Below are 12,033 nucleotides of genomic sequence, written 5' to 3' on the forward strand. Positions count from 1 at the left end.
CCGTCGGCGGGAGGGACGGTCAGCCACGCATGGGGCAGGTCTAGCCACCCACACCCTTGCTGCCAGTCGCAACGTGCAAGTGTCCGTTCCCGTTCCGCCCCTTCCATAAGATCAACAATCCTCCGCCCGAACGTATCCTGGGGGTAGGATACCACTTCTGCGGGGACGAATACCTGCGGAGAGGGGGTTCGCTTCTTGGATCCCATAAAGGAGTTTTTAAGCACGCCAGAGCAGGATCGGAAAACAATCGTCGATGGACAAGGGATGTTCACGCAATGACCTGTATCGTTGGGCTGGTGGATAACGGCACCGTCTGGTTGGGTGGCGACAGCGCCGGGGTGGCCGGGCTGGACATCAGCCTGCGCTCCGACCCCAAGGTGTTCCGCAACGGGAACTTCCTGATCGGCTTCACCAGCTCCTTCCGCATGGGCCAGCTCCTGCGCTTCCGCCTGGCCCCGCCGCCGCGCCGGCCGGACCAGGACCTGTTCCGCTACATGGTCTGCGACTTCGTGGAGGCCGTGCGCGTCTGCCTGAAGGATGGCGGCTTCGCCCACCGCAGCAACGACGTGGAGACCGGCGGCTTCTTCCTGGTGGGCACCGAGGGGCGCCTGTTCTCCATCCAGGACGATTACCAGGTCAGCGAATTCAACCGCGGCTACCATGCCATCGGCTGCGGCGCGGCCTATGCCATGGGCTCCCTATACACCACCAAGGGCGAGGACCCGGAGGGCCGTGTGCGCAAGGCGCTGGAGACGGCGGAGCACTTCAGCGGCGGCGTCCGCGCCCCGTTCAGGATCGAGAGCCTGTCCATGGCCGACAGCCAGGCCCGGCCGGTGCTGGTGGCCTGACCCGGCCCTGGGCCGGGGGCGCTTGATCGAACTGGATGACGGGCCGTGGCGCCGGTGGGTGCCGCGGCCCGTTTTCGTTGCGGGGTGGCAACAAGCGGCAACGTGCGCGCAAGTCCCCGGCGCGCTGCCCGAATACCGGCGGGTCTTTCCCGGGGTGCCCTGACCGAATCACCGGGGAATGGGGGAAAGGTTGGGCGGACTTCCGGGCGCTGTTTCTTCTTTGTAAAGTCAGGCCGTCTGTAACAGAGCCGTTACAGAGCCCAGACATCTTGGCACAATCGCTGCCGACGACTCTGCGCAATGCTTTCCGCCGCGCGAGAAAGTGGGTGCCCATGCCGAGACGGCGCTTGATGCGCGCGCCCTCTCGCTCCATCTTCCGGGCAAGCGCGCCGATTTTGTTCCGGCGCGGTCTTCACCCATTTATCCAGCCGGGATTTCCGATGCGGCTCCTGCCCCAGCTCGCCATCCTTGCCGTTCTGGCCGCCGCCGGGGGCGGTGCCTGGTACATGACCATGGGCGGGGGTGCCGCCACCCAGGGCCCGTCCGCGGCGGCACCGCGTCCGGTCTCCGTCGTCGCCGTTCCGGCGGCCAAGGGCGACATCCTCGTCAGCTTCGACGCGGTGGGCACGCTCCGCGCGAACGAGGCGGTGACCGTCACCTCAAAGACCGCGGGCATCGTCAAGGCCATCCAGTTCACCGAGGGCCAGCAGGTCCAGGCCGGTTCCGTGCTGGTGGAGCTGGACGACACGGAGGCCCGGGCCAACCTGGCGGTGGCGGAGGCCAACCGGCGCAACATCCAACAACTGCTGGACCGCTCCCGCGCCCTGCTGGGCCGGCAGGCCGTGGCCCAGGCCCGGGTTGACGAGCTGATGACCGAGCTGCAGGGGGCGGAGGCGTCGGTGCGCGCCGCCCAGGCCCGGCTGCAGGACCTGACCATCCGCGCGCCCTTCACCGGCATCACCGGCCTGCGCCAGGTCAGCCCCGGCGCCCTGGTCCGCCCGGCGGACCCGGTCACCACCCTTGACGACGTGCGCGAGGTGAAGCTGGACTTCACTGTGCCGCAGGCGGCCCTGCGCAGCCTGGGGCCCGGCATGACCGTGAACGGCCTGACCAGCGCCTTCCCGGGCCAGCCCTTCCAGGGCAAGGTCACCGCCATCGACACCCGCGTGGACCCGCTGAGCCGGACCCTCACCGTCGTCGCCACCCTGCCGAATGGGGAGCAGAAGCTGAAGCCCGGCATGTTCATGACGGTCCAGCTCACCCTGGAGAACCGCAAGGACGTGGTGCTGGTGCCGGAGGAGGCGCTGGTGCCCGTGGGTGACCAGCAGTTCGCCTTCGCCGTGGTGGACAACAAGGCGCAGCGCCGCCCGCTGAAGATCGGCGCCCGCCAGAGCGGCATGGTGGAGGTGCTGGACGGCATCCGCGCCGGGGAGCTGGTGGTGACCCGCGGCGTGCAGAAGGTGCGCGACGGCCAGCCGGTGGCCCCGCAGGTGCCGCAGGGCCTGGCCCCCGCCGTGGCCCAGCGGCCGACGCAGAGCTGAACGCCCGGGCACCGGGGCTTCCCGGGGTTCGGGCCGCGAATAGTTTAGTCTGAGACGGGGTGCGGCGAGGGTGCTCGCCCCCCGAACAGGGACCAGGGAGACGCCCGCGATGGTGCTGTCCGACCTTTCCATCCAGCGGCCGGTGCTGGCCTTCGTGCTGAGCGCGCTGCTGGTCGTCTTCGGCGTCATGGGCTATGAGCGCCTGCCGGTGCGCGAGCTGCCGAAGATCGACTATCCGGTCGTCTCCATCTCCACCACCTATCCCGGCGCCTCGGCGGAGGTGGTGGACAACGAGATCACCGAGCGCATCGAGGGCGTGGTCAACGGCATCGAGGGCATCAAGACCATCCGCTCCCGCTCACGGGAAGGGTCCTCCTCCGTCTCCATCGAGTTCGAGATCGACCGCGACATCGACGCGGCCAGCAACGACGTGCGCGACCGGGTGGGCCGCGTCATCGACGCCCTGCCGGAAGAGGCGGAGCAGCCGGAGATCAGCAAGGTCGACGCGGACAGCAACCCCATCATGTGGATCAGCCTGTCCAGCGACCGCATGAACCAGCTGGAACTGACCGACTATGTCCGGCGCTACTTCGTGGACACCCTGTCCACCGTGCCGGGCGTTGCCAGCATCCGCATCAGCGGGCGGCGCGACTTCGCCATGCGCGTCTGGCTGGACCGCAACGCCATGGCCGCCCGCGGCGTGACCGTGCAGGACATCGAGCAGGCCATCCGGCGGGAGAACACGGAGCTGCCCGCCGGCCGCATCGAGTCCACCCAGCGGGAATTCACCGTCCGCACCGACACCCGCCTGTCCCGGCCGGAACAGTTCGGCCGCATCGTCCTGCGCCAGGACGGCGGCAGCCTGGTGCGTCTGGGCGACGTGGCCAAGGTGGAGATCGGCCCCCGCGACGACCGGGGCGACTTCCGCATCAACGGCACCTCCTCCGTCGGCATGGGCATCGTCCGCCAGTCCACCGCCAACACGGTGGAGGTTTCGGAGGCCGCCCGCGGCATGCTGGAACAGTTCCGCGCCACCCTGCCCGCCGGCATGACGCTGGAGGTCCGGCACGACGACGCCGTGTTCATCAGCCGCTCCATCTACGAGGTGTTCCACGCCATCGGCGTGGCCATCCTGCTGGTGATCCTGGTGGTCTGGGTGTTCCTGCGCACCTTCCGCGCCACCCTGATCCCGGTGGTGGCCATCCCCATCTCCATCGTCGCCGCCTTCGGCGTGATGGCGGCCATGGGCTTCTCCATCAACGTGCTGACCCTGCTGGCCTTCGTGCTGGCGGTGGGCCTGGTGGTGGACGACGCCATCATCGTGGTGGAGAACATCTCCCGCCGGATCGAGGAGGGGGAGCCGCCGCTGCTGGCCGCCTATCGCGGCGCCCGCCAGATCGGCTTCGCCGTCATCGCCACCACCCTGGTGCTGCTGGCGGTGATCGCCCCGCTGGCCATGCTCAGCGGCGACCAGGGCCGGCTGTTCCGGGAATTCGCCATCGCCCTGATGGCAGCCATCGCCTTCTCCTGCGTCGTGGCGCTGACCCTGTCGCCCATGCTCTGCTCCAAGCTGCTGAAGGGGCATGAGAGCCATGGCCGCTTCTTCAACGCGACGGAGCGCTTCTTCACCGGCATGTCCGACGGCTATGCCCGCCTGCTGCGCAAGGCGCTGGGCGCGCCGCTGCTGGTGTTCGGGGCCCTGGCGGCGGTCATTGCCGTCACCGGCTTGCTGGCCGTGCGCCTGCCCACCGAGCTGGCGCCGGTGGAGGACCGCGGCGTCTTCCGCATCGCCCTGACGGCGCCGGAGGGGGCGACGCTGGACTACACCATGCGCGACCTGAAGGCGGTGGAGGACATCCTCCAGCCCTACCTGAAGAGCGGGGAGCTGGACAGCGTGCTGTCCATCCTGAACCCGGGCTGGGGCGGCAACGCCGGCGTCAACCGCGCCTTCGCCGTGGCGCGCACCCCCGCCTGGGACAAGCGGGTGACCGAGCGCAAGGTGCAGGAGATCGTGGCCGAGGTGCGGCCCAAGCTGGCCGCCATCCCCGGCGCCCGCGTCGTGCCCATCATGCCGTCCGGCCTGGGCGGCGGCGGCGGGGCCAACGCCAACCAGATCCAGGTGGTGATCGGCGGCAACACCTTCGAGGAGCTGGCGGAGTGGCGTGACGCCCTGATCGACCGGATGGAGGATTTCCCCGGCCTGACCGGCTTCTCCGCCGACTATGACGAGACCAAGCCGCAGTTGAAGGTATCCGTGGACCGGGACCGCGCCTCGGACCTGGGCGTGCCCGTCACCACCATCGGCACCACCCTGGAAACCATGATCGGGGAGCGGATCGTCACCCGCTACCTGGACCGGGGCGAGGAGTATGACGTGGTGCTGCGTGCCCTGGGCCAGGACCGCGCCAACCCCCGCGACCTCTCCAACATCTTCGTCCGCACCGGCACCGCGTCGGGCACGTCGGACCTGGTGCCCCTGGCCAACCTGATCAAGGTGGCGGACGCCGCTGGCGCCACGGAGCTGAACCGCTACAACCGCCTGCGTTCCATCACCATCACCGCCAACCTGACGGAGGGCACCTCCATGGGTGCCGCCATCGCGGCGGTGCAGCAGGCGGCGGCCGAGGCCCTGCCGCCGGAGGCCCGGGTCAGCTTCGAAGGCGCGGCCCGGCTGCAGCTGGAGGCGTCCACCGCCATCTGGTTCGCCCTGGGCATGGCGCTGCTGGTGGCCTTCCTGGTGCTGGCGGCCCAGTTCGAGAATTTCCGCCTGCCGGCCATGATCCTGGTGTCGGTGCTGCCCGCCGGCTTCGGCGGCATCGTGGCCATCGCCGCCACGGGCATGTCGCTGAACACCTATACCCAGATCGGCCTGATCATGCTGATCGGCCTGATCGCCAAGAACGCCATCATGATCGTGGAGTTCGCCAACCAGCTCCGGGAGGAGGGGATGGAGATCTACGAGGCGGTGGTGGAGGCATCCAAGCTGCGCCTGCGCCCGATCCTGATGACGTCCATCGCCACGGTCTTCGGCGCCATGCCGCTGGCCCTGGCCGAGGGGGCGGGGGCGGAGGCGCGCATGGCCATCGGCTGGGTGATCGTGGGCGGCGTCACCGCCGGTACCGTGCTGTCCCTGTTCGTCACCCCGGTGCTGTACCGCCTGTTCGCCCACGGCGTGCAACCCATCGGCACCATCCGCCGCAAGATCCAGGAGGAGGAGCGCCGCTTCGCCCTGAAGGGCGTGCCGGCGGAGTGAGGGCAGCAGGCTAGGTTCCGGTAATCTCGGGTGTCGCCCATCCGCCTTCCGTCCGCGGGCGCCATGGCAGAATCATTCCGCATCCAGCCAAAACCGTTGCCTCCCCTGCGCAAGCAGGGGAGGCAGAAAAAGGCGGGTCGATGTGCGATCCTGCTGCCGCACGCCAGTAACCTTTCCGACCGCCAGCCTCACTCCTCCATCCGCCTGCGCGCCAGGGACAGGGCGGCGACGGTGCAGGCGGCGAACAGGGCGCCTTCCAGGGTGGCGGTGACCGTCTGGCTCACCGGGCCGAAGCCTGCCTCCCCCAGCAGGGCGCCGATGGGGTCCAGCCGCAGCCGCGCTTCCGGGAAGCGCTGGGCGAGCAGGTCCAGGCTGCCGCCCAGCAGCCGGCCGCCCAGCAGGGTGACCAGCGCCCCCGCCATGCCCCCGCATAGGGCCCCGGCGATGGCCCCCCGCCGCAGGCCCCCGGTGCCGCGCCCGGCGATCCAGGCGCCCAAGCCCACCGCGGCCCCCAGCACCAGCCCCTCCGCCGCCCCGGTGATGTCGCCCGGCGACTGGCCGAACAGCAGGGTGAAGGCGTCCAGGCCCAGCAGCTTCACCACGGCCCCCACCAGCAGCCCGCCGGCCGCCCCGCCGGCGATGCCCCAACCCCGCGGGCTTCCCGGCACCAGGCCCACCGCCGCGATCCCGAAGCTGACCCCCGCCCCGCCCAGCAGGGCGATGAACAGGGTGATGCAAGCCAGGACCAGCAGGACGGAAAAGGCGCCCATGCCGGGCCCCGCCGTCCCGGAGGTCGCGGCGAAGCCATAGAGCAGGCCGCCGACGGCCCCCGACACCGCCGCCCCGGCCGTGCCGCCCAAGCCCAGCAGCAGGAACCGCCGCCATGCCGTCGGCATCGCCGCCGGGGATACGGACGGGGGCCCGCCCGGCCCGGGCGGCGGCAGGGCATCAACCAGGGGCGTGGGTGGTGCGGCGGTTCCCGCCTCCTCCACCGGCGCGATGAAGCGGTAGCCATGCTTCGGCACCGTCTCGATGAAGCAGGGGTCGGCGGCGTTGTCGCCAAGCTGCCGGCGCAGCGTCTTGATGCATTGGGTCAGGGCCTCGTCGGTGACGGGCACGTCCCGCCAGACCTCCTCCAGGAAGCGGCCCTTGGTGACCAGCTTCCCCTGCTCCCGCACCAGCAGGGCCAGGGCGTCCAGGTAGCGGCTGTTCATCTCCACCGGCATGTCGTCGCGCCACAGCCGGCGCTCGCCCATGTCCAGGTGGAAACGCGCGAAACGGAAACCGCCCGATCCCATTGCTCAGCAAATCCTCAGGGTTTCCTCATGCCACCCGCCCGGCCCCTGGGGCAGTGTGGCGGCCGAACGCGGACCGGCGCGGCGCGCTGGCGCCGGCCCCGGGACCGCGGCCACTGGTACCATAGAGGGGAGGTCAGGCGATGGTGGAAATCGGCGGCAACGGCCCGCGGCGGGGCGTGAGCCCCTGGCGGCTGGTGGGGTGGGGCGGGGCGGCGGCCCTGTTGCTGCTGCCCGCCGTGGCCATGCGCTTCACGACGAAGGTTGATTGGGGGCCGGAGGACTTCATCACCTTCGGCGTCATGCTGGCCGTGGCCGGGGGCGCCCTGGAGGTGGCCGTGAGGATGTCCGGGAATTGGGCCTACCGGGCCGGCGCTGGCGTGGCGGTCGCGACGGGCTTCCTCCTGCTCTGGGCCAACCTGGCCGTGGGCGTCATCGGGTCGGAGGACAACCCCGCCAACCTCATGTTCCACGGCGTGCTCCTGGTCGGCATCATCGGCGCCATCCTGGCACGTTTCCGCCCCCGCGGCATGTCCCTCGCCGTGGCCGCGATGGCCCTGGCCCAACTGCTGGCCTTCGTCGTCGGCGTCGTGGCCGGCTGGGGGGAAACGCCTGTCGTGACCGTGGTCTTCGCCGGGCTGTGGTTGACGTCGGCCTGGCTGTTCCGCAAGGCGGCGCGGGAGGAGGGGTGAGGGGGCGCGTAGGGTAGGGGACGGCCCGTTTACTCCCCCTCTTCGTCCTCGTCCGGCCGCCAGCCGCCCAGGGGATAGCTGCGCAGCTCGTGGTAGACGGCGCCGCCCTTGCCCAACACGCTCTCGAACAGGCAGAAGCGGTCCACCTGGAACGGCCCGTCGCGGAACAGGCCGTTCGCCTCCACGAAGCGGGCCAGCTTCTCCGCGCTCAGGTCGCTGCCCAGCCGGGCCAGGGTGACGTGGGGGCTGAACTTGCGGTCCTCCGCCGGCTGACCGGCCCGGACCACGGCCGATTCCACCTTGGCCTGCAGGTGGGACAGGCCCTCGGCCTTTTCCACCCCCACCCACAGCGTATGCTGCCGGTGGCCGCGGCCGAAGCTGCCCAGCCCGTCCAGGGCCAGGGGAAAGGGCTTGGCCACCACATGGTCCAGGGCCTCATCGATGTCGGCGGCGGTGCCCTCGTCCACCTCCCCGATGAAGCGCAGGGTCAGGTGGTAGTTCTCCGGCGGGATCCAGCGGGCCCCGGCCAGCCCGTGGGCCAGGCTGGCCAGCCGCTCACGGGTGCGCTCCGGCAGGGGAAGGCCGACGAACAGGCGGATCATGTCATGCTCCCGTCAAAGAGGCGCGTTACCGCCTCCCCTGCGAAAGCAGGGGCCCACTTTTCTCGACCCGATCCCGCGAGGGCCAGTGGCAAAGAACTGTGGGCCCCTGCTTGCGCAGGGGAAGCACAATTCAGCACGAAACGCCGATCAAGGGCACGGGTTCGGGTTGGCGGCATGGACCGCCTCGATCTCCTCCATAACGGCGTCGGGCAGGGTCAGGTCGAAGCCCGCCAGGTCATTTTCCAACTGCGCCAGGCTGGTTGCGCCGATGATGGTGGCGGTGACGAAGGGCTGCCGGTTCACGAACGCGATGGCCATCTGGGCCGGGTCCAGCCCGTGCCGCCGGGCGATGTCCACATAGGCCTTCGTGGCCGCGTCCGCCCGCGGGGTGGCGTAGCGGGACTTGCGGAAGTCGATGGACCGGCGGGAACCTTCGGGCATGGCCCCGCCCAGGTACTTGCCGGTCAGGGTGCCCGCCGCCAGCGGGGCATAGGCCAGCAGGCCCACATCCTCCCGCACCGCCACCTCCGCCAGCGCGTCCTCGAAGGTGCGGTTCAGCAAGTTGTAGGCGTTCTGGATGGTCACCACCCGTGGCAGACCCAGGTTCTCCGCGGCGCGCACGAAGGCCATCACGCCCCAGGGCGTCTCGTTGGACAGGCCCACATGCCGGACCTTGCCCGCCTTCACCAGGTCGGCCAGGACGGCCAGCGTCTCCTCCACCGGCACCTCGTCCGCCGTCGGGCGGAAGTCTGCCCCGCGCCCGCCGAAGCGGTTGGTCCGCCGGTCCGGCCAGTGCAGCTGGTACAGGTCGATGTAGTCCGTGCGCAGCCGGCGCAGGCTGTCCTCAAGCGCCTGGGTGATGTTGGCCCGGTCCAGCTTGGCCCCGCCGCCCCGCACCCAGGGGAAGCTGCCATTGGCCCGGCCGATCACCTTGCTGGCCAGCACCACCCGGTCCCGCCGGCCGCGGCTGGCGAACCAGGACCCGATGATCTCCTCCGTCCTTCCATAGCTCTCGGCCGTGGGCGGGATGGCGTACATCTCCGCCGTGTCCCAGAAGGTGACGCCGCGGTCGAAGGCCAGGTCCATCTGGGCATGGCCCTCACCTTCCGTGTTCTGCACGCCCCAGGTCATGGTGCCCAGGCAGCAGGCGGTGACGGTCAGGCCGGTGCGGCCGAGGGGGCGCATCTCCATGGGTCGAACCTCAGGGATATCGGGAAGGGTCACAGGAACAGGGTCAGCACCCCGGTATACCCGTACAGCCTTGTGTTGGAAATCTCCCCGCCGGCGAACAGGCCGGCCAGGGGGAAATGGCCCAGGGCCGACTCGATGGCCTTCAGCTCCTGGCTGTCCTCCCCGAACAAGCTGGGGCCGCGGGCGACGCAGGAGACGTAGATGCCTGCCTTGGGTACGCGCCCGCGCAGGCGCTTCTTCAGGCCTGCCAGCATGCGGTCCAGGTCGGCAGTGGCCGTGGCCCGGTCGCGGCGGCAGAACATGACGCCGTCGCCGTCCTCCAGCTCTTCCCCGATGGCGATCCAGCCCTTGGCGGGGTCGATGGCCAGCAGGTTGCGGACAAGGTAGTCCCCCGTGTCGGACCCCGGGATGGGCAGGGCGGCGAAGACGGTGCCGCCCACCTGGCGCAAATCCTTGGACAGGGCCGGGCCGATGTCCTCCTTGAACACCTCCAACGCCGGGCGGCCGTCCAGTTGGACCAGCACGTTGCCCTCGGCCTCCGTCACCGTGCGGACGGGGCCGATGGGGGTGCAGCCCTGGCTGAGGGCCGTGGCCACCTCCACCTCCTGCGCGAACAGCACGCCGGACACCGCGTTCTCCCCCACCCGTCCGGCAAGCTGGGCGAAGTCGCGGCGGCTGGCGGTGACGGCACCCACCAGGAAGGCGCCTGTGCGCTCCGCCAGCCCCTCCAGCAGGGTGGGCACCTTGGCATTGCGCGGGTCGGCATGGACCAGGCCCAGCAGGGGCGGGTGCAGGGCCAGCCAGGTGCCCAGCTCCGCCAGCGGCCCCGTCCCGTCGGTCAGGGGCGGGATCAAGCGGAACGACCCTTCCGGGAAAGCGCCCACCAGTGCGGCGACGGCGGGCTCGTCAAAGATCTCCTCGCCCGTGCCGCAGACGCCCAGGCCCACCGTGCCTACCCACTGGTCCACGCCGGTCACGCCGCGGAACAGGGTGACGATGCTGGAAAGCTGGTCCGCCAAGTGGTCGGTGACGTAGATGAAGCCCAAATTGGCGCCCGGCACCAGGTCCAGCCCGGCCAGGCAGTCCTTGGCGGCATCGGACCAGCTTTCCCCGGCGGCGATGCTGCTGGCGAAGCGCGGGGCGTCGTCGGGGAAATCCTCCATGCCTCAGCCCGCCTTCATCTTGTCCAGAACCCCGGTGACCACGGGCAGGATGCCCTTGACGATCACCGCCACCCCCTCCGCCGTGGGGTGCATGCCGTCATCCAGGTTCAACTTGGGGTCCATGGCCACCCCTTCCAGGAAGAAGGGATAGAAGGCCACATCGTATTTCTTCGCCAGTTCCGGGTACAGGGCGTCGAACACCTTGGCGTAGTCGGACCCCATGTTGCGCGGCGCCAGCATGCCGGCCAGCACGGCGGGGATGCCGCGCTCCTTCAGCTTGGCCAGGATCTTGTCCAGGTTGGCACGGGTGACGTTGGGGTCGATGCCGCGCAGGCCATCGTTGGCGCCCAGCTCCACGATCATCAGGTCCGGCTTGTCCGCCAGCAGCCAATCCAGCCGGGCCAGGCCGCCGGTGGTCGTTTCCCCGACACGCCGGTGTTGGGGACGCTGACGTCATAGCCCTTGGCCTTCAGCGCCGCCTCGAGCTGGCTGGTGAAGGCCGCTTCCTTCGGCAGCTTGTAGCCGGCGGACAGGCTGTCCCCCAGCGTGACGATCTTCAGGGGCTTGCCGCCCTGGGCCAGCGCCACGCCCGGCACCAGGGCCCCAAGGGGAACCAATATCCCCGCGAACAGCAGGGCCAAAGCGCCGGTTCGGTTGATTTGGCGCCGGGTGGGGCCATATCGCGTGGAGTTTGCCGCCTTCCGGGAATCCGTCATGCCCAAGCCTGTCCTGACCAGCCAAACCGTCGTCGCCCTGACGGACGTCCACCTTAAGCTGGAGAGTGAGGCGGGGCCCGTCAACATCCTGAAGGGCATCAGCCTGGAAGTGGGGGCGGGGGAGAAGGTGGGCGTGGTGGGGCCGTCCGGTTCCGGCAAGTCTTCGATGATGATGATCCTGGGCGGGCTGCAACCGCCGACCTCCGGCAGCGTCAAGGTCAAGGGGCAGGAGCTGACCACCCTGAACGAGGATGCGCTGGCCCGCTTCCGCCGGGACGAGGTGGGCATCGTCTTCCAGGCCTTCCACCTGATCCCCACCATGACGGCGCTGGAGAACGTGGCCATCCCGCTGGAGTTCGCCGGCGTGCCCGACGCCTTCGACCGGGCCCGCAAGGGGCTGGAGGCGGTGGGGCTGGGCCACCGGCTGACCCACTACCCCGGCCAGCTGTCGGGGGCGAGCAGCAGCGCGTCGCCCTGGCCCGCGCCTTCGCGCCAGAGCCGGCCCTGCTGCTGGCGGACGAGCCCACGGGCAACCTGGACGGCGACACCGGCCGCAAGGTGATCGAGCTGATGTTCGGCATGGCCGACCGGCTGGGCACCACCATCCTGCTGATCACCCACGACCCCGGGCTGGCGCAGAAATGCGACCGGGTGGTCCGGCTGGTGGACGGGTTGATCGTGGATGACGGCCGCGCCGCCCCCCGCGCCTCCCTCGCGGCGGGGGAATGATCC

Annotated in this window: 10 protein-coding genes and 1 pseudogene; 5 read left to right on the forward strand and 6 right to left on the reverse strand. The window is 70.1% G+C overall.

Annotated features, from left to right (window positions below; genetic code table 11):
- Positions 1-275: 275 nt before the first annotated feature.
- The 3 genes from HHL28_RS16940 to HHL28_RS16950 all read left to right on the forward strand — a co-directional run bounded on the left by HHL28_RS16940 (position 276) and on the right by HHL28_RS16950 (position 5,642).
- On the forward strand, positions 276-848 hold the full coding sequence (locus HHL28_RS16940; RefSeq protein ID WP_075771121.1) for a hypothetical protein: 573 nt from the start codon (positions 276-278) through the stop codon (positions 846-848).
- Positions 849-1,288: 440 nt separating this feature from the next.
- On the forward strand, positions 1,289-2,389 hold the full coding sequence (locus HHL28_RS16945; RefSeq protein ID WP_075771120.1) for an efflux RND transporter periplasmic adaptor subunit: 1,101 nt from the start codon (positions 1,289-1,291) through the stop codon (positions 2,387-2,389).
- Positions 2,390-2,498: 109 nt separating this feature from the next.
- Entirely contained in the window at positions 2,499-5,642 is a 3,144-nt protein-coding gene (locus HHL28_RS16950; protein ID WP_075771119.1) for an efflux RND transporter permease subunit, read from the forward strand.
- 188 nt (positions 5,643-5,830) lie between these two features.
- Here HHL28_RS16950 and HHL28_RS16955 read toward each other — a convergent pair whose 3' ends face one another.
- A complete protein-coding gene (locus HHL28_RS16955; RefSeq protein ID WP_075771118.1) occupies positions 5,831-6,940 on the reverse strand; it encodes a winged helix-turn-helix domain-containing protein in 1,110 nt (369 codons plus the stop codon).
- A 140-nt stretch (positions 6,941-7,080) separates the two neighbouring features.
- On the opposite strand from HHL28_RS16955, the gene HHL28_RS16960 reads away from it, so the two are divergent.
- Entirely contained in the window at positions 7,081-7,629 is a 549-nt protein-coding gene (locus HHL28_RS16960; RefSeq protein ID WP_075771117.1) for a hypothetical protein, read from the forward strand.
- A gap of 29 nt (positions 7,630-7,658) precedes the next feature.
- Here HHL28_RS16960 and thpR read toward each other — a convergent pair whose 3' ends face one another.
- The 5 genes from thpR to HHL28_RS18965 all read right to left on the reverse strand — a co-directional run bounded on the left by thpR (position 7,659) and on the right by HHL28_RS18965 (position 11,226).
- A complete protein-coding gene (gene thpR, locus HHL28_RS16965) occupies positions 7,659-8,231 on the reverse strand; it encodes an RNA 2',3'-cyclic phosphodiesterase (RefSeq protein ID WP_075771116.1) in 573 nt (190 codons plus the stop codon).
- Positions 8,232-8,378: 147 nt separating this feature from the next.
- Positions 8,379-9,422: an aldo/keto reductase gene (locus tag HHL28_RS16970; protein WP_075771115.1), complete on the reverse strand. Its 1,044-nt coding sequence runs from the start codon at positions 9,420-9,422 to the stop codon at positions 8,379-8,381.
- Between the two features lie 29 nt (positions 9,423-9,451).
- Positions 9,452-10,585: an FIST signal transduction protein gene (locus tag HHL28_RS16975; protein WP_075771114.1), complete on the reverse strand. Its 1,134-nt coding sequence runs from the start codon at positions 10,583-10,585 to the stop codon at positions 9,452-9,454.
- 3 nt (positions 10,586-10,588) lie between these two features.
- The gene (locus HHL28_RS18960; RefSeq protein ID WP_404326954.1) at positions 10,589-10,990 is read right to left on the reverse strand and encodes an arylesterase; all 402 of its coding nucleotides are present in this window, start codon (positions 10,988-10,990) and stop codon (positions 10,589-10,591) included.
- A complete protein-coding gene (locus HHL28_RS18965) occupies positions 10,948-11,226 on the reverse strand; it encodes an SGNH/GDSL hydrolase family protein (protein WP_404326042.1) in 279 nt (92 codons plus the stop codon). Before HHL28_RS18965 ends, HHL28_RS18960 begins: the two co-directional genes overlap by 43 nt.
- Positions 11,227-11,299: 73 nt before the next feature.
- Here HHL28_RS18965 and HHL28_RS16985 point away from each other — a divergent pair.
- Positions 11,300-12,030, forward strand: a pseudogene (locus tag HHL28_RS16985) (ABC transporter ATP-binding protein).
- Positions 12,031-12,033: the final 3 nt, after the last annotated feature.

It is taken from the genome of Aerophototrophica crusticola (assembly GCF_012913305.1).
In the GTDB taxonomy this organism is placed as follows: Bacteria; Pseudomonadota; Alphaproteobacteria; order Azospirillales; family Azospirillaceae; genus Niveispirillum; species Niveispirillum crusticola.